We start from the raw sequence: 17,435 nt of genomic DNA, 5'->3' as shown, positions 1-17,435 counted from the left end.
CGCCGTTTCCCTCAAGTGGCAGGCTTTCCCGCAGGTGGCAGGCTTTCCCGCGCCCTCCATCGCGCGCAGGCAAAAGGCCGATCAAACTCCCGGCGCGGCGCGCCCGATCAATGCGGCGCGGCGGGTGTCACGCGGGGCGATGCGCCCGCTTGCGTCTTGCCCGCATCGGGCGAGGGAATGACACCGATATCGGCCAGCGGATCGCTGGTCCCCCCTGCGCTGGTGCTGGCCTGCGCGCTGGCGGCGGCGGCATCGTTGCGCCGCGCATTGTCCATGATGATATTGGCCAGCCCCACCAGCAGCAGCATCAGCGACAGGCCGAACAGGCCCACCTGCAGGCGCTGCACCATCTGCGCGCGGATTTCGCGCGGGGTGCGCTCAAATTCCGAGGTGGCCGGATCGCTGGGGCTGGAAGTCTCCGTCATCGCGGCGATCCTACTCCATCACGCCAGCCAAGGAAAGACCGGCAGCCCCTTCGCCTCCAGCCATGCCTTGTTATAGAGCGTCGAGAGATAGCGCAGCCCGGTATCGCACAGGATCGTGGCCACGCGCACGTCCTTCTTGCCCTGCGCCACCAATTGCCGCCCCAACGCCACCGCGCCCGCGACATTGATCCCGCTCGACAGACCCAGTGCCAGACCTTCCTCGGCCAGCAGGCGGCGGACCCATTCGAGGCCTTCGGGATCGGACATGCGGAATTGCGTGTCGATGGGCGCCCCGTCCAGATTGGCGGTGATCCGCCCCTGCCCGATGCCCTCGGCCACGCTGCTGCCTTCCGCCTTCAGCTCGCCATGGGCATAGTAATTGTACAGAGCCGCGCCATAAGGATCGGTCAGCGCGATGGTGATGTTTTCATCAAACGCCTTCAGCCCCAGACCGACGCCCGCCAGCGTGCCGCCCGTGCCCGCAGCGCAGGTGAAGCCGTCGAGCCGCCCTTCCATCTGCGCCCAGATTTCGGGCGCGGTCGATTCGATATGGGCCTTGCGGTTGGCGGTGTTGTCGAACTGGTTGGCCCAGATCGCCCCTTCCGTCTCCTCGGCCAGACGGCGCGATGTATGCACGAAATGGCCCGGATTGCTGAAAGGCGCGGCCGGCACCAGCACCAGTTCAGCCCGCAGCGCGCGCAAAGTGTCCATCTTCTCGCGGCTCTGGGTTTCGGGCATGACGATGATCGTCCTATAGCCCAGCGCATTGGCCACCAGCGCTATGCCGATGCCCGTATTGCCCGCCGTGCCTTCGACAATCGTGCCGCCCGGCTTCAACGCGCCCGAGCGTTCCGCATCGCGGATGATCCACAGGGCGGCGCGATCCTTCACGCTCTGCCCCGGATTGGCAAATTCGCACTTGCCCCAGATCTCGCAACCTGCCGCCTCGCTTGGCCCTTTCAGAAGGACCATCGGGGTGTTGCCAATCAGATCGAGGGTGTTTTGATAAACGGGCGCTTTCGTCATGGCGCCCTAGGTAGGGGTGCCTTACGCAACGCGCAACGCATTTGCGCAAGGCACCCCTAAAGTCAGGCTTTTAGGCCCGCGCGCGAAACCCGGCGCGCGCCTAAAAGATCAGTCCGCCTCGGCAATCGTCACGCGCATGCCGTCGATGGCGTCGGTCACGGGCAACTGGCACGACAGGCGCGAATTGCCGTCGCGGTGGTCGCTGCTGTCGAGCAGGTCGTCTTCATCGGCGCTGATCGCGGGCAGCTTGTCGGCAAAGGCCGGATCGACATGCACATGACACGTCGCACAGGAGCAGCAGCCCCCGCACAGCGCCAGCAGATCGTCAAAACCCGCATCGCGAATCACTTCCATCACGGTGCGGCCGGTCTGGGCCTCAACTTCCTTTTCTTCACCCGCAGTATTGACGATCACCAGCTTCGGCATATCAAATCCCTCTGTATGATGCGCAGTTATATGAAGCGCAGCGCAACCGGCGCTTGGCCACGGCTGCTATCGGCAAGCCGCCGGTTTGGCAACTGGCCGAATTGCGCAAAATTTTGTCATTTCCATTCACGAAACGGGCACAAATGGGACTTTCGGCGCAAGCAATTGAAATGGGGCTGAATAGCATCGCCCAAACCACACCGGGCATCACGCAGGCGCTGGGCCGGGTGGGCTATCCCGAGCCCCGCATCCGCGCGCGCGGCCATGCCACCATGCTGCGCACCATCGTGGGCCAACAGGTTTCGGTGGCCGCCGCCTCGTCCATGTGGGCCAAAATGGTGGGCGTCGTGGGCGAGGAGGCCGACCCCGCCGCGCTGCTGGCCGCCGATTTCGACACTTTGCGCGCCTGCGGCCTCTCGCGCCAGAAGCAAGGCTATGCGCGATCCCTGTGCGAACTGGTGCTGGCGGGCGAACTCGATTTCACCGCCCTGCCCGCCGATGACGAGGAAGCCATCGCCCTCCTCACCCGCATCAAGGGCATCGGCCGCTGGTCCGCCGAAATCTATCTGTTGTTTGCCGAAGGGCGGCCTGACATCTGGCCCGCCGGCGATCTTGCCGTGCAGATCGGGTTGGGCAAACTGCTGGGATTGCCGGAGCGGCCCAGCGAGAAGCAAACGCGCGTGCTGGCCGAAGAATGGCGGCCGCATCGAGGGGCGGCGGCGATCTTTACGTGGCATTGCTATAATAATGCGGCGTTGTGAGAGGATTAGGAAGATGGATGCGAGGGACTCGTCCCTCGCGCTCCCATTACTGTATATGCTGCGCGCGGGGTTCGGCGTTTTGTGTCGGACGCACCGTTTGGAATTTTAAAGCCTGCGGCGCCAAACCGGGTACCCTCCCCGCGCCGCAGGCTTTCATCCCCCACACACCCCAGCCAACCTGACGCCACCCCATAACGGGATTGCAAAGGGCCCCCGCCCTTTGCCCGCCGGAGGCAAAACCTTCTTCTTGGCAGCCCCCCCACTTTTCCCTATCGCCACCCCATCATGCCATCCAACGCCCTCACCGCCACTGACCTGTGCTGCCGCCGCGGCGACCGCTGGCTGTTTTCGGGCCTTTCGCTGAATTTGGCGCGGGGGCAGGCGCTCCATATTCTGGGCCCCAACGGCTTGGGCAAATCCAGCTTGATGCGAATGCTCGCGGGCCTGCTGCCGCCCAGCCCCGATCCGGTCAGCGGCACCACCGGCACGATTGCGTGGGACGGCCCGCTGGCCCTGATGGACGAGCGCCACGGCCTTGACCTGGGTCAGCCTTTGGGCGCGGCGCTGGCGTTTTGGGCGCGGGTCGATGGGCCGGTGCCCGATGAAGCGATCAAGGGGCTGGGTCTGGCCAATCTGCTCGATGTTCCGGTGCGTTACCTGTCCACCGGCCAGAAAAAGCGCGCCGCCCTTGCCCGCCTGATCGGCCAGAACGCGCCCAACTGGCTGCTGGACGAGCCGTTGAACGGCCTTGATGTCGCCGCCTGCGCGATGGTCGAGCGCATGATCGAGCGCCACTGCGCGGGCGGAGGCGCCTGCATCATCGCCTCGCACCAGCCGCTGGGCATCCCCGCCCTCACCCGCCTCGACCTTGCCGGGTACGCGCTGTGAAGGGCGCCGCACTCCTCGCCATCCTGCGCCGCGACCTGCGCCTGCTTTTGCTGGGCAGCGGGGGCGGAGGCGGCATCATGCTGCCCATCCTGTTCTTCCTGGCGGTGGCCATCATCTTCCCCTTCGCCGTCGGGCCGGACCCCAAACTCCTCGCTCGCGTGGGCGGAGGGGTGATCTGGCTGGCCGCGCTGCTGGCCGCGATCCTGCCCCTCGACCGCCTGATCGAACCCGACCGCGAGGCGGGCCTGTTCGAGCAATGGGCGCTGCGCGGCATCTCCGAAGAAGTCATCATCGCCCTGCGCCTCCTCGCCCACTGGCTCTCCTTCGCCCCGCCGCTCATGCTGGCCACGCTGCCCGCCGCCGCGCTTTTGGGCCTCGACGGACGCACCATAGTGCTGGTCGAACTCGGCCTCCTCGCCGGAACCCCCGGCCTTGCCGCCGTAGGCGTTGCCGTTGCCACCATCACCGCAGGCCTCAAAGGCGGCGCCGCGCTGGCGGGCCTCCTCTTCATCCCCCTGTGCGTACCCATCCTCATCTTCGGCGCAGGCGCGCTCGCCATCGGCGGCGAAAGCGGTCTGGCGCTGGCGGGCGCGGCGAGTTTAGTGCTGGTGGCGTTGACGCCTTTTGCGGGCGCAGCGGCGTTGCGGGCGGGGCGATAATTTTGCCTCCGGCGGGCAAAGGGCGACAGTCCTTTGCAATCCCGTTACTTTTCATATTGCACTGTCGATCAACGGCGGTGAGAAGAACCTCGATCATCAGTCGAAACGGCAAAAGTTAATCGCCCCATGAAGAATATCGATGTATTTTTTACAACCGCTCTTTGGGATGAATATTTAAAAGTCATTCAGAGCGACATTAGCCATGCCGAAGAAAAATTGAAAGGCAAGGTCGAAGTTGACGACAACTGTTCCATTTGCGCCATTACTATATGCCTGCTCAGCATGTTTGACGACATCGAGAAGGACAGAGCATATTGCAGAAGGATGGAAAGCTTGGTGCCCTGGCAATTGGATACGACCAATAGGAAGCAAATGTACAACCTAGGAGTCTCACTGGCCATCCCAGCCAATTTATTCCTGAATTACAATAAAACCAGCTTTGCCAATTATTGTAAAAAGGAATTTATCGAAAAATCTTATTTATGGAAGAAAAAAGGTGTCGAAAAATTTGACAAAATTTCTGTTTCAGAGATAGTTTTTAACAATATTTTCTCATAAAGCCTACACCCCGCTGCCATCCTCGCGCCACCCCATTATCGGGATTGCAAAGGGCCCCCGCCCTTTGCCCGCCGGAGGCACCTAAACCCCTCTAAACAAACCTCGAAGGCCCAAACACCCCCGGATCGACCTCGCCTGCCTCCTGCCCCAACAGCAACCGCGCCGCCATCTCCGACGCCGCAGGGGCCGTCTGGATGCCAAAGCCCCCCTGCCCCGCGCACCAGAAGAAGCCCGGCACCGAGCTATCCCAGCCATAGACCGGCAACCGATCCGGCGCGAAACTGCGCAACCCCGCCCAGCGATGCTCGACCGCCTCGACGCGCCAGCCCACCACGCCTTCAAACCGATCGATGGCCACGGCCACGTCGATTTCCTCGGGCGCGACATCGCAGGGCGGCACGGGGGTTTCATCGTGAGGGGTCAGCCAGAGCCGACCGCCCTCGGGTTTGAAATAGAAGGTGCCCGCCATATCCATCACCAGCGGCATGTCGCCCTGCGCCTCCGGGGAAACGCGGATTTGCGCCATGGTGCGCCTTAAAGGCTGGATGCCCACGGGCCTTGCTCCGGCCATCACGGCCACCTCATCGGCCCATGCGCCCGCCGCGTTCACCAGCACCCCGGCGCGGATCTCGCGCCCGTCCTCAAGGCGCAGCGCCCAATCATCCCCCCGCCGCGCCTCGGTCAACCGCGCCCGCGTCCACACCTCGCCCCCGCCGCGCCGAAAGGCCGAAAGGTAATGCTGGTGCAGCCCCGCCACGTCAATGTCGCGGCATGACGGCTCGGCCAATCCGGCCACCCATTGCGGGTCGAGGCCCGGCACCTGCGCCTCCATCGCGGCGCGGTCCAGCGTCGGCAGATCGACGCCAACGCCGGTAAACTCCTGCGCAAAAGCATGCAGTTCGGGCAAATCCTGCGCCCGCGCCAGATGCAGCCCGCCGCGCGGATGCAGAAAGCCCAGTTCCTCCAGCACCGGCCCGGAGGCCAGCGTCAAAGGCTGAACCTGCGGCCCGCCATAGGTTTCCTGCCAGAAGGCCGCGCTGCGCCCGGTGGAATGGTATCCGGGGCGGTCCTCGCCCTCCAGCATGACCACAGACCCCGCGCCGCGCGCCAGCAATTGCGCGCCCAGCGAGGCGCCCGCCATCCCGGCGCCCACGATTGCTATATCAAACCTCTGGCTCATCCCCCGACCCAAGCCGCTCAGAGCGCGCGGGTCAAGTCCGACCTGATGGGCAACGCCACATGCTCGCGCAGAAAAGCCTCGATCCGCGCCATGGCGGGGGTGCGCACCGCGTCCACCTCGCGCAGGATCTCATGGGCGGCCTCGGGGCCAAAGCTCATGATCTCGCCATGGGGCAGGCGCTGTGCCGCCTTCAGATTGGCCCGGTGACACACCAGCCCGTCGGCGGCGGTCGAGAGAATCAGCACCGGCGTCTCGACCCGTTCCAGCACGCCGGGCGCCATGAACGTCTCCATCGAGCGCAATCCGGCCGCCATCCAGCCCCAACTGGCCGGGCCCATCGCCAGTTCGGGCCGCGCCGCGCGCCAGTCCATCTCCTGCTGATAGCGCCGCGCGTCATGGGTCAGCAGCCCTTTGCGCGCATGAAGCGAGCTGGCCGGTTTTTCCCCGCCGCTCCACGCCGGACGCCGCGCATCGCCCAGTTTGAGCATCGCCCAGCCCAGCGCCTTTTGCGACCAGAACGGCGCCCCGCCCGCCGCAAACCCCAGCATCGGCGCCGAGAGCACCAGTGCGTCAGGATCAACCCGCCCCTGTGCCAGCGCGCGCAGAGCCAGATGCCCGCCCATCGAATGGCCGATCAGCGCCACCGGCCCCGCCTGCTCGACCCGCCACTGCGCCCAGAACGCGGCCAGATCCTCGATCCACACCGAAAAATCATCAACGTGCCCGGTAGAGTCATCCATCCCCAGCCGCCCCGACCCGGCCTGACCGCGCCAGTCAAGGCTGGTCACATGCCATCCGGCATCGCGCCATTCCTCCAGCGACTCGAGGTATTTTTCATAGAAATCGCCCCGCCCGGGCATGAACAGCAGGCTGCCGCGAACATGATGGCGGGGGGCAAGATCGATTCGGCGGATCGGCCAGCCATCCGGCGCCATCCAGAATTGTTCAACGCCGCCCTCGGGAAGTTCCATTAGCACCTCTTTTACGCCTTGCCGCCCGCCAGCCCCCCGATTGCGCCCGCATCCACCATTTGCGCGCCTTGCGTTGGTTACTGTTTGGTAAGTCATCACCACTAAAGCGGAACCCTGATCCAGCCAGAGGTCCGCATGCTTGGTTCTTCCTTTTCCTACGGTTTGCTGATCGCCTTGGCAATCGCGCTGCTGGTGGCGGCCTATACCGACATCCGCCGCCGCCAGATCGACAACTGGCTCAATGCCGGGATCGCCCTGGCCGCCCCGCTGTTCTGGTGGGCCAGCCATATGGGGCTGGCCGAGATCGGCTGGCAACTGGCGCTGGCGGCGGGGGCCTTTGTGGTGCTGGCCGGATTGTTTGCGATCGGCGCGATGGGCGGGGGCGATGTCAAGCTGCTGGTGGCGCTGGCGCTGTGGATCAAGCCTGTGTGGTTTGCCCAGTTGCTGATGGTGATGGCGGTGTCGGGGGGCGTGCTCACGGTGGCGCTGGCCGCGTGGCATGTGGCGCGGCGGCATCCGCGCAAACCATCCATCCCCTATGGCATCGCGATAGCCCTTGGCGGGCTGTGGGTGATTGCTTCGGGCTATTTATTTCCGGCCGCCGGAACCGTTCTGGCGGGGTGATCGAATGTTAACCAATCTATCGGATATTTCCGGTCGTATTGCGGTTAGGGCGTAAGGGGCTTGTTCAGCGATGGATAGACGAAGGCTGATGCTGTTGATTGGCGCGATGGTCATCGCGATCGGCACAGCGCTCGCTGCCCGCAGCATGTTGTCGGGCGGCAATGTTGCCCCTGTCGTTCAGGCGGCCCTGCCCGTGGCGCCCACCGGCCCCAAGGTGCTGGTGGCCCAGCGCGCGCTGCCCCCTGGCACGATCATCACGGCCGACGCGGTCAATTTTCAGGATTGGCCCGGCAATCTGATGAAGGAAGCCTATTTCGTCGACGGCAAGATCGACATGAACAAGCTGATCGGCACCGTCGTGCGCTATCCGATCACCGCGGGCCAGCCGCTGACGCAGGGCGCGCTGGTGGCGCCGGGCGACCGGGGCTTCCTGGCCGCCGCGCTGGGCGCGGGGATGCGCGCGATCACCATCACCGTCTCGGAAAAGTCGGGCGTGGCGGGCTTCATCTTTCCGGGCGACCGGGTGGATGTCATGCTCACCCAGACCATTCGCGGCAATGGCGGCGACGCGCAATCGCTTAACGTGACGGAAACCGTACTGCGCAATCTGCGCGTGCTGGCCACCGACCAGTCGACCGAAAACCAGACCAACGAGGGCAAGACCGTGGTGCGCACGTTCCACACGGTCACGCTGGAGGTCACGCCCAAGATCGCCGAAAAGATCGAGGTGGCCCAGGCCGTGGGCGCGCTCAGCCTGACGCTGCGCAGCCTGGCCGACAATCAGGGCGATCTGGACCGCGCGATCGCCAATGGCGCGGTGAAACTGCCCGAAGGCGCCGGCAAGGCCGATGAAAGCCGCCTGCTGGCCAGCGCCTCGCGCTCCTCGGCCTTTGGCGGCGGATCGGGCGGCGAATCGATGACCACGGGCGCCGAAGTTTCGCACTTTCAAAAGCGCACCCTGCCCCCCAGCGGCCCGGTGATGGCGGCGGCGGGCGCCCCCTCGATGGGCGCGCCGATGATGGCGCGCGCCAGCAGCAACGGCGTGCGCGTGATCCGCGGGCGCGACACTCAGAACGTTTCCATGGGCGCCAATGGCCAGCCGGTTCAGGCGATAGCCAATGGCATGGGCGCAGCGGGCAATGCCTTTGGCGGCGGCGCAGCCGGCCCTCTGGCCCAACCTTGAGATGAGAGGCCATACAATGCAACACCGCCTCACCCTTCCACTGTCCGGTCCTCTGGCCGCTCTGGCGCTGGCCTCGGCCTGTCTGACCGGCCTTGCGCCCGCCGCGCTTAGCGCTGGTCCGGCCCATGTCGCCAAAAAACCCGGAGCCAAGATAGCGACCAAGGCCAAAACCGCCGCAAGGCCGGTGATGGCCCCCGCCAAAGGCCCCAGCCGGGAAACCATGCGCGCCTATGCGCCCGTGGCGATCAGCGGCCCTTCGGCGGCGATGGCGGTGGCGCTTGGGCGCGGGCAACTGGTCAATCTGCCCTCTGCGATGAAGGATGTCTTTGTCGCCGATGACAAGATCGCCGACGTTCAGGTCAAATCGAACAACCAGCTCTATGTCTATGGCCGGGGCGCGGGTGAAACCACGATCTATGCCAGCAATGCGGCGGGTCAGGTGATCTGGTCCACCAATGTGCGCGTGGCCAGCAACATCGACAGCGTCGACCAGATGCTCAGGGTCGCCATGCCCGAATCGCATATCAATGTGGCGACGCTGAGCGCGGGCACCTATCTGCTGACCGGCACCGTGGGCGCGCCCGAGGATGCCGCCGAGGCCCAGCGCCTTGTCACCGCCTTTCTGGGCAAGGAAGCCAATGTCATCACCCGCCTGAAGACGGCCACCCCGCTTCAGGTCAACCTTCAGGTCCGCATCGCCGAAGTCTCGCGCTCGCTGGCCAAGCAGCTGGGCGTCAACCTGACCAGCATCGCCAATGCGAGCAACGGGTTCCAGTTCGGCATTTCGCAGGGCCGTTCGGCGGCCTCCACCTATGTTCCGGGTGCGCCGATGGGCGTGGGAGGCAAGACCACCTATACCGATTCGACCGGCGCCACCAAGGATGGCACCTCGATTGCCGCGCTTTCCACCGCCACCACATTGGCCGGGGCGGGCACGCTGCTGGGCATGAACATTCTGGGCACGCTGGATGCGGGCGAACAGATCGGTCTGGTCACCACGCTGGCCCAGCCCAACATGACCGCCCTGTCGGGCGAAACGGGCGAGTTTCTGGCGGGCGGCGAATTTCCGATCCCCATCTCCTCGGGCCTTGGCACCGTCTCGATCGAATACAAGAAATATGGCGTCAGCCTGAGCTTTACCCCCACCGTCCTGTCCGACGGCCGGATCAGCATGCGCGTGCGCCCCGAGGTTTCCGAACTGTCGAGCCAGGGCGCGGTCACGCTCAACGGCTATTCGATCCCCGCGCTTTCCACCCGCCGCACCGAAACCTCGGTCGAGCTGGGTTCGGGTCAGAGCATGATGATCGGCGGCCTGCTGCAGAACAAGGCCAGCAACACCATCCAGAAGATGCCCGGCGCGGGCGATCTGCCGATCCTGGGCGCCTTGTTCAAATCCACCAGCTTTATCAAGGGCGAGACCGAACTGGTGATCGTGATCACCCCCTATCTGGTCAAGCCGGTCAATGACGGCGACATCAAGCTGCCCACCGACGGCATGCAGACCGCCAATGACATTCAGCAGGTGGCCGCCAACATGCTGAGCGACGGCAGGAGCGGCGTGGACCGCCCCAAGCCGAGCCTCAAGCCCGCCGAAACCGACGGCACCCCGCCCAAAAAGGTGGGCGCCGCCGAGGAACGCAGGAGCGAGGAACCCAAGGCCGGGAAGCGCGCCATGGCCGGTGAAGCAACCCAACCCGGCTTCAGCCTGAATTGAGAGGAGAAGCAGCGATGAACAGGATGACTTCTCCACTTTCCGGGCGTATCATGGCCGGGGCCGCACTGGGCCTCTCGCTGCTGCTGGGCGGATGCGGCGGCGTGGCGGAAAACCGGATGCTCTCCAGCGTCAACCAGCCCGTAGTCAGCCACAACAGTTTTGCCCTTGATGTCATCACCGGGCCGGGCGGCCTCTCGCGCGCCGAGGCGCAGCGGGTGTCGGGCTGGTTCGATGCGCTGGGCCTGCGCTATGGCGACCGGGTGGCGATCGATGATCCGCTCAAGAGCGAGGCGACGCTGGCCGCGCTTTCCGATCTTGCGGCCCGGCGCGGGCTGCAGATCAGCCGCGAGGTGCCCGTGGGCGAAGGCAGCGTGAATGCGGGCATGGCGCGCATCGTGGTGACGCGCGCGGTGGCCAGCGTGCCCAATTGCCCCAACTGGGCCGACAACAGCGAGAGCAATTTCAACAATGGCACCAGCCATAATTTCGGCTGCGCGGTGAACGGCAATCTGGCCGCGATGGTGGCCGATCCCGATCACCTGCTGGCGGGCGCGCGGGGCAAGGGCCAGACCGTGGTCATGACCAGCAACAAGGCCATCGACGCCTATCGCGCGGCCAAGCCTTCGGGCGATGGCGGCACCACGGTCAAGAAAGTCGGCACCGGGGGGAGCAATTAAGCCATGAACGCACCATGGAAACCCGGAGCGGCGCAAAACCGCGACAGTTTCGCCGCCTATGTCTGCGACGAAGCGACGCTGGATGTGATGCGCCCCTTGGCCGCCGATTTCGGCTGGGCGCCGGAAAAATGCACGCGCGGGGGCCTGCGCAGCGCGGTTCAGGCGCTTTCGGTCTCCTCCTCGCCCGCCATTCTGGTGGTCGATCTGTCGGAAAGCGGCGACCCGCTGGGCGATATCAACGCGCTGGCCGAAGTGTGCGAACCCGGCACGGTGGTGATCGCCATCGGCCAGGTCAATGACGTGCGCCTCTACCGCGACCTGCTGGGCAGCGGCATCCACGATTACCTGCTCAAGCCCCTCTCCTCGGGTCTGATGCGCGACGCGCTGGTGCAGGCTCAGAACATGCTCAATGCCCCGCGCGCCAGCGAGGCCGGTTCGGACACGCCGCATCTGAGCACCGCCGTCATCGGCACGCGCGGCGGCGTCGGCGCCTCGACCGTGGCCAGTTCGATCGCATGGCTGTTTTCCACCGACCACAAGCAGCCCACCGCCCTGCTCGATCTGGACATCCATTTCGGCACCGGCGCGCTCAGCCTCGATCTGGAGCCGGGCCGCGGCCTGACCGACGCCATCGAAAACCCCAGCCGCATCGACGGATTGTTCATCGAACGCGCGATGATCCGGGCGGGCGAACATCTCTCGCTGCTCTCGGCCGAGGCGCCGATCAGCCATCCGCTGCTGACCGATGGTTCGGCCTTCGTCCGGCTGGAGGAGGAATTCCGCCACGCCTTTGAACACACGGTCATCGACCTGCCACGCAACATGCTGATCAATTTCCCGCATCTGCTGGCGGACGTGAATGTCGTGCTGCTGGTGACGGAACTGACGCTGGCGGGCGCGCGCGATGCGATCCGCATTCTTTCGTGGCTGCGCGCCAATGCCTCGCACGCGCAGGTGATGGTGGTGGCCAACCGCGTTCAGGCGGGCATCGCCGAAATCAGCCGCGCCGATTTCGAAGCCTCGATCGAACGCAAGATCAACGTGACCATCCCCTTTGACGTCAAAGCCGCCGTGCATTGCGCCAAGCTGGGCCAGACCTTTGCCGAGGCCAACCGCGCCACCAAGGCGGGCGCGGCGCTGCGCGATCTGGCGATGGCGGTCAAATCGCTGGTTGCGACCGAGGCCAAGGAAGGCGCGGCCCAACCCGAGCGCAAATCGCTGCTGGGCAAGATCGATCTGATGGCCCTGCTGGGCGGCAAGAAGGACGGGGCGAAAGAAAAGGCGCGCTGATATGGACACGGTCCAGATCCTGCTGATCACTTTTGGCGCAGGCGGCTTGCTGATGCTGCTGGCGCTGGCCTTTGGCGGGCCTTCGCCGGCCAAGGAGGGCGCGCGCCGGCTGCAATCGGTGCGTTTCCGCCATTCCGAAAGCGCGACCGACAAGGTCGAGGCGCAGATGCGCCGCGCGCTGGCCCAGCGCCGCCCGATGATCAGCAATGATGGCAGCCCGCGTTCCCAGCTTGAAATGCTGGCGTTGCGCCTGCACCGCGCGGGCAAGACCTGGACCGTCCAGCAATATCTTCAGGCCTCGGGCGGGCTGATGGCGGTGGTATCGCTGCTGCTCTGGCTCAAGACCGGCTCGCTGATGCTCGCGCTGATGGTGGGGCTGCTGGTGGGGGCGGGCGTGCCGCATATGGTGGTGGGCTATCTGATCCGTAAGCGTTACGATGATTTCACCGCCAAGTTTCCCGATGCCATCGAATTGCTGGTGCGCGGCCTGCGTTCCGGCCTGCCCGTCACGGAAACGCTGGGCATTGTCTCGGCCGAAGTGCCCGGCCCCGTGGGTCAGGAATTCAAGCTGGTGACCGAACGCATCAAAATCGGGCGCGGCATGGACGAAGCGCTGCAGGACACCGCCGACCGGCTCAACATGGCCGAATTCAACTTCTTTTGCATCACCATCGCCATCCAGCGCGAAACGGGCGGCAATCTGGCCGAAACGCTGGGCAATCTGGCCGATGTTCTGCGCAAGCGCGCCCAGATGAAGCTGAAGATCCGGGCGATGAGTTCGGAATCGAAAGCCTCGGCCTATATCGTCGGTTCGCTGCCTTTCATGGTGTTTCTGATGATCAATTGGGTCAATCCGCAATATCTGGCCGGGTTTTTCTCCGATGACCGCCTGATCATCACCGGGCTTGGCGGGCTGACATGGATGGGCATCGGCGTGTTCATCATGGCCAAAATGGTCAGCTTCGAGATCTGAGGGGGCCAAGCGATGGACCAGACAGCCGCAACCCACCCCCATATTCTGGGCTTTGACGTGTTTTTCGTCGGCACGCTGCTGGCGGGTGTGGCCGCGATCATGGTGATGGTGGCGATCTATGCCGCGCTGACCGTGCGCGATCCGATGCAGAAGCGGGTGAAGGCGCTCAACGAAAGGCGCGAACAGCTCAAGGCGGGCATCGTTGCCCATACGCCCAAAAAACGCGCCAATATCGTGCGCCGTTCCGACACGACCGACGCCATCCGCTCGATCCTCGACAAGCTCAAAGTGCTGCAGGACAGCCAGTTGGCCGATGCCCAGCAAAAGCTGGCGCAGGCGGGCATCCGCAACAAGGAATGGGCCGTCGCGATCATTTTTGGCCGTATGGTGGCGCCGATCATTCTGGGCGGCCTGGCGGCGATCATGATCTATTGGGTCAATTATTTCCCGCAATGGACCGATTTCAAGAAATTCATGGGCTTTGCCGCCGCCGTCGTGGGCGGCTACAAAGGCCCCGACATCTATGTCCAGAACCTGATCACCAAGCGCACCGCCGCGATCCGCAAGGGCCTGCCCGACGCGCTCGATCTGCTGGTGATCTGCGCCGAGGCGGGCCTGACGGTGGACGCGGCCTTTTCGCGCGTGGCCAAGGAACTGGGGCGGGCCTATCCCGAACTGGGCGATGAATTCGCGCTGACCGCCATCGAGCTGTCCTTCCTGTCCGAACGGCGCCAGGCCTTTGAAAACCTTGCCTATCGCGTGGCGCTCGACTCGGTGCGCGGGGTGGTGACGACGATGATCCAGACCGAGCGCTACGGCACCCCGCTGGCCTCGGCGCTGCGCGTGCTGTCCGCCGAATTCCGCAACGAACGCATGATGCGCGCCGAGGAAAAGGCCGCCCGTCTGCCGGCGATCATGACCGTGCCGCTGATCCTGTTCATTCTGCCGGTGCTGTTCATCGTCATCCTTGGCCCGGCGGCCTGTTCGATTGCCGACGCCTTCAGCAGCGGCCCGGCGGCGACCAAGAAATAAGCCCGCGAACAAAGACTCTGTCCTACAGAAAACCATTCCGGTTATAAGCCGCCACCATCCCGCGCCGAGATCCGCATCGGGGGCCGTCGACAGCCCCCCAGCCGGCCCCGGCAAGGGAGGACCGGCAGGCGTTGCGGGGCAAAGGCGGCGGCATCTCAGCCGCGCACACCCAACCGCCAAAAAGCCAGCGGGATCAAAAGGATGGACGGAAGCCTGCGAGCCCGGCCGCCATCCACCCGGCTGATGAGGGCCGAGCAGGGACACCGGCGTTTGCCCTGCCCTTCGCCAAAGCGCCAAAGCGCCGCCCTTGCGCACCAAGGCGGCCCGCATGTCTGCCGGTCCACGGCCTCTTATCCGCATTGGCCTGCGGAGGGGCGATTATGCCTACCTCAGAGTTCCCGATGCGATTCGAGGTATTTTTCCGGAATGCGCAGGATCTCGGCGGCAATCTGCGTCTCGCGCAGGAAGAGCCACAATCCCCACATCAGCAGCGCCACCGAGATCAGAAAGCCCCCCGCCGCCACGCGCTCGAGCGGCACCGACACCATTTCCTCCAGAAACAGGATCGCCACCGTCAGCCCGATGCACAGGCCCGACATCACCAGCACGCGAATAGCCTTGGTGTTCAACTGAATACGCAGATCGACCTGCCGCATTTCCAGCACGACAATGTCATGCGCCGCCCCGGTGGTTTCGCCATAGAGCTTTTGCAAAGCGCGCGCCCGGTCCACGATCCGGCCCAGCCGCGTGGACAGGATGTTCATGATATTGCCGATCGCCACCAGTACGAAAACCGGGGCAAGGGCAAGCTGGATAGTATGCGCGATCATGGGCCTGTTCATAATTCAAGCGCGGCCCAAACCCAAGAGGCCCCGATTCCTATTCACAGGAACCAGCTCTGCTTCCACCCAAAGACCGATTCGACCGGCCGACCGGCCCCGTCGCGTGCGGGATTGAAGCGGAACCGCTCCATCACCATCCGGCAGGTCAGAGCATCGGCGGCGGGGTCGCGGCTGGGCCGATGGATGCGACAGGCGATGGGGCGGCCATCGACGCCCACCGTGATCGCCACGATGACATAATCGCCGATCCGCGCCTCGCGCCCCTCGCGCGGATAATCGCGCGCGGTGATTGTGCCCGCGATCTTGACCGCCGGGCCGCCCCCGCCCTGCCCCGTGCCGCTGCCTCCCGCGCCGCCGCCATCCCCCGATTGGGCGGCGCCGGTGCCCGCCCCGCTGCTCGCGCCCGAGGATTGCGCCGTTCCGCTGCCCGCCACCGGGGGCGCCACGATCGGGCGCAGCGCCACGACGGGTTTGGGCGCCGCCACAGGGCGCGGCACGGCCTTGTCGCCCGCGGCCCCCTTGGGCGCGGCGGGCGCGGCGGTCTGGGGTTTGGGCTCTGCCTGCGGTTCGGGGGGGGGCGGCGGCAGGGTGAAATCGACGCTCTCCATCGCGCCCACCGCGCCCTGACGCAGGCCATCGACCCCGCGCCCCAGCCCCAGCAAGGCCAGCAGCACCAGCCCCTGCACACCGCCCGCCAGCACGGCGGCGGCAAGGCGCGTTCGAGTGGAAGGCTTTTCCATCGCCCGTCTATTAGCACCAACGCCCGGTCGGACACCAACGCAAAGGGGGCGGAAAGCCCAAGCCTTCCGCCCCCTTATGCGAAACCTGAAACAGGCTTACTTCTTCAGCGTGCCCAGATAGGCCACGATGTTGGCGCGTTCGGCCGCATCGGGGATCACCATCGCCATGCGGCTGCCGGGCACCAGCTTGGTCGGACCCGAAATCCACTGATCGATCAGCGCCGGGGTCCAGGTCTTGCCATAGGCCTTGAGCTGGGGCGAATACATCGCGAAATCGGTGGAACCGGCCTTGCGGCCAACCACGCCCAGCAGGTTGGGGGCCATGGTGCCCTTCTGGCCCGCGCCGATCACATGGCACAGCTGGCACTTGGTCTTGAACGAGGCCGCGCCCTTGGCAGGATCACCGGCAGCAGCAGCAGGAGCGGCAAAGCCCAGAGCCATCGTGGCGGCAGCCACCAGCGCGGCAGCGGGGGTAAACAGTCGCGACATCGTCATTCATCCTCTTTTCAAGCGAAAGGCCCGGCCCGGCAATTCACGCAGAATCATCCCGACCGTCTTTTTCATCGGCGCTCATGCCCGCAAAGTGGCGGGGAAAGCAAGCGTTGAGAAAGGCCCGTCAGCGTTCATAATCAACGCAAACATCGGGCATTTTCTCTGGCCTTGCCGCCCCCTGCCCCACAATGCGCAGTTTTGCGCTGTAGCCTGCTTATCGAACAGAATGGCTGTCGGCGCGCTGAATAGGAATTACAGCCTCTCGATCTTCTGCGTGGCCTCATCAATGATACGGGCCACTTCAAAAGGCAGATCCTCGCCCGCCCCTTCGCGGCCCAGCCGCTCCATCACGGCGGCGCGCAGATTGTGGACCGCGCGGCGCACCGGGGCGCCATCGGTCCGCTCGGCCTGCGCGGCCAGGGCTTTCAACCGGGCAAAGAGCGCCTCGATCTGCTCGCCCTTGCCCTCGATCTCGGCGCGGCCAAGATCGCTGATGGCAAACAGGCGGCGCTTGCCCCCGGCAGTGTCCACCTCGACCACCAGCTCCATTTCGCTCAGCATCACCAGCAGCGGGTAAAGCACGCCGGGGCTGGGCTGATAGGCGCCGCCCGATTGTTCGGCAAAGGCGCGGATGATCTGATACCCATGCTGAGGCGCATCGGCCAGCAGCGCGAGGACGAGCAGGCGCAATTCATCGCCGTCATACAGCTTGCCCCGGCGCCCGCCGAAACCGCGCCCGCCACCAAAGCCGCCGCCGCCGAAACCGCCTCCAAAACCGCCGCGCCCGAACGGGCCGCCTTCAAAGCCGCCCTCAAAACCGGCGGCAAAGCGCCCGTGGTGGCCGTGATGGCCGTGATGGCCAAAGCCGTGATGGTCAAAGCCGTGGGCACCCCTGCGCCCGTGTTTTCCGATGTTCGATCCGAACATGGCATACTCCTTCATATCGGTCATGAAGCCGAATGTAGGAGAATTTC

20 protein-coding genes are annotated in these 17,435 nt (G+C 65.0%); 11 read left to right on the top strand and 9 right to left on the bottom strand.

Translation table 11 applies throughout. From position 1 onward, the window contains the following. Positions 1-107: 107 nt before the first annotated feature. The 3 genes from FHW92_RS05410 to FHW92_RS05400 form a co-directional block, all read right to left on the bottom strand. Positions 108-425: a hypothetical protein gene (locus FHW92_RS05410; RefSeq protein ID WP_168602153.1), complete on the bottom strand. Its 318-nt coding sequence runs from the start codon at positions 423-425 to the stop codon at positions 108-110. Positions 426-443: 18 nt separating this feature from the next. Continuing rightward, positions 444-1,451: a cysteine synthase A gene (locus FHW92_RS05405; RefSeq protein WP_168602250.1), complete on the bottom strand. Its 1,008-nt coding sequence runs from the start codon at positions 1,449-1,451 to the stop codon at positions 444-446. A gap of 108 nt (positions 1,452-1,559) precedes the next feature. Continuing rightward, on the bottom strand, positions 1,560-1,877 hold the full coding sequence (locus FHW92_RS05400; protein WP_168602249.1) for a 2Fe-2S iron-sulfur cluster-binding protein: 318 nt from the start codon (positions 1,875-1,877) through the stop codon (positions 1,560-1,562). A gap of 143 nt (positions 1,878-2,020) precedes the next feature. Here FHW92_RS05400 and FHW92_RS05395 point away from each other — a divergent pair, with 143 nt between their 5' ends. From FHW92_RS05395 to FHW92_RS05380, 4 genes are all read left to right on the top strand, one after another. Next, positions 2,021-2,638 (top strand): DNA-3-methyladenine glycosylase 2 family protein, encoded by a 618-nt coding sequence (locus tag FHW92_RS05395; protein WP_168602248.1) that lies wholly within the window; start codon positions 2,021-2,023, stop codon positions 2,636-2,638. 285 nt (positions 2,639-2,923) lie between these two features. Continuing rightward, positions 2,924-3,526, top strand: coding sequence for a heme ABC exporter ATP-binding protein CcmA (gene ccmA, locus FHW92_RS05390; protein ID WP_168602247.1), 603 nt, complete (start codon positions 2,924-2,926; stop codon positions 3,524-3,526). Further along, a complete protein-coding gene (locus FHW92_RS05385; RefSeq protein WP_168602246.1) occupies positions 3,523-4,185 on the top strand; it encodes a heme exporter protein CcmB in 663 nt (220 codons plus the stop codon). The genes ccmA and FHW92_RS05385 overlap by 4 nt, the downstream gene beginning before the upstream one ends. A gap of 126 nt (positions 4,186-4,311) precedes the next feature. Next, positions 4,312-4,743, top strand: a complete 432-nt coding sequence (locus tag FHW92_RS05380) for a hypothetical protein (protein ID WP_168602245.1) — start codon at positions 4,312-4,314, stop codon at positions 4,741-4,743. A 91-nt stretch (positions 4,744-4,834) separates the two neighbouring features. On the opposite strand, the gene FHW92_RS05375 is transcribed toward FHW92_RS05380, so the two are convergent. Both FHW92_RS05375 and FHW92_RS05370 read right to left on the bottom strand, forming a co-directional pair. After that, on the bottom strand, positions 4,835-5,923 hold the full coding sequence (locus FHW92_RS05375) for an FAD-dependent oxidoreductase (RefSeq protein ID WP_168602244.1): 1,089 nt from the start codon (positions 5,921-5,923) through the stop codon (positions 4,835-4,837). A 17-nt stretch (positions 5,924-5,940) separates the two neighbouring features. Then, the gene (locus FHW92_RS05370) at positions 5,941-6,894 is read right to left on the bottom strand and encodes an alpha/beta hydrolase (protein ID WP_168602243.1); all 954 of its coding nucleotides are present in this window, start codon (positions 6,892-6,894) and stop codon (positions 5,941-5,943) included. 135 nt (positions 6,895-7,029) lie between these two features. Between FHW92_RS05370 and FHW92_RS05365 the strand changes: the two genes are divergently transcribed. The 7 genes from FHW92_RS05365 to FHW92_RS05335 all read left to right on the top strand — a co-directional run bounded on the left by FHW92_RS05365 (position 7,030) and on the right by FHW92_RS05335 (position 14,387). Further along, positions 7,030-7,518, top strand: coding sequence for a prepilin peptidase (locus FHW92_RS05365; RefSeq protein ID WP_168602242.1), 489 nt, complete (start codon positions 7,030-7,032; stop codon positions 7,516-7,518). A gap of 70 nt (positions 7,519-7,588) precedes the next feature. Beyond that, the gene (gene cpaB, locus FHW92_RS05360) at positions 7,589-8,701 is read left to right on the top strand and encodes a Flp pilus assembly protein CpaB (protein WP_168602241.1); all 1,113 of its coding nucleotides are present in this window, start codon (positions 7,589-7,591) and stop codon (positions 8,699-8,701) included. Between the two features lie 16 nt (positions 8,702-8,717). After that, complete coding sequence (locus FHW92_RS05355) at positions 8,718-10,415, top strand: type II and III secretion system protein family protein (RefSeq protein ID WP_172249348.1); 1,698 nt, start codon at positions 8,718-8,720, stop codon at positions 10,413-10,415. A 14-nt stretch (positions 10,416-10,429) separates the two neighbouring features. Continuing rightward, a complete protein-coding gene (locus tag FHW92_RS05350; RefSeq protein ID WP_168602240.1) occupies positions 10,430-11,092 on the top strand; it encodes a CpaD family pilus assembly lipoprotein in 663 nt (220 codons plus the stop codon). Between the two features lie 3 nt (positions 11,093-11,095). Beyond that, the gene (locus tag FHW92_RS05345) at positions 11,096-12,382 is read left to right on the top strand and encodes a pilus assembly protein CpaE (protein ID WP_168602239.1); all 1,287 of its coding nucleotides are present in this window, start codon (positions 11,096-11,098) and stop codon (positions 12,380-12,382) included. Position 12,383: 1 nt separating this feature from the next. After that, positions 12,384-13,355: a type II secretion system F family protein gene (locus tag FHW92_RS05340; RefSeq protein ID WP_168602238.1), complete on the top strand. Its 972-nt coding sequence runs from the start codon at positions 12,384-12,386 to the stop codon at positions 13,353-13,355. Positions 13,356-13,367: 12 nt separating this feature from the next. Beyond that, positions 13,368-14,387, top strand: a complete 1,020-nt coding sequence (locus FHW92_RS05335; RefSeq protein ID WP_168602237.1) for a type II secretion system F family protein — start codon at positions 13,368-13,370, stop codon at positions 14,385-14,387. Between the two features lie 389 nt (positions 14,388-14,776). Here the strand turns inward: FHW92_RS05335 and FHW92_RS05330 are convergent, their stop codons facing one another. The 4 genes from FHW92_RS05330 to FHW92_RS05315 form a co-directional block, all read right to left on the bottom strand. Then, positions 14,777-15,217, bottom strand: coding sequence for a DUF2721 domain-containing protein (locus tag FHW92_RS05330; RefSeq protein WP_168602236.1), 441 nt, complete (start codon positions 15,215-15,217; stop codon positions 14,777-14,779). Between the two features lie 53 nt (positions 15,218-15,270). Next, positions 15,271-15,969, bottom strand: coding sequence for a TonB family protein (locus tag FHW92_RS05325; RefSeq protein WP_168602235.1), 699 nt, complete (start codon positions 15,967-15,969; stop codon positions 15,271-15,273). 96 nt (positions 15,970-16,065) lie between these two features. Further along, complete coding sequence (locus FHW92_RS05320; RefSeq protein WP_246869965.1) at positions 16,066-16,464, bottom strand: c-type cytochrome; 399 nt, start codon at positions 16,462-16,464, stop codon at positions 16,066-16,068. A gap of 249 nt (positions 16,465-16,713) precedes the next feature. Continuing rightward, positions 16,714-17,412: a helix-turn-helix transcriptional regulator gene (locus FHW92_RS05315; protein WP_246869964.1), complete on the bottom strand. Its 699-nt coding sequence runs from the start codon at positions 17,410-17,412 to the stop codon at positions 16,714-16,716. Positions 17,413-17,435: the final 23 nt, after the last annotated feature.

Origin of the sequence: Novosphingobium sp. SG707, from assembly GCF_012275515.1 — a bacterium.
Taxonomy (GTDB): Bacteria; Pseudomonadota; Alphaproteobacteria; order Sphingomonadales; family Sphingomonadaceae; genus Novosphingobium.
The sequence above is the reverse complement of the archived record's forward strand: the minus strand, read 5'-3'. Positions and strand labels throughout refer to the sequence as shown.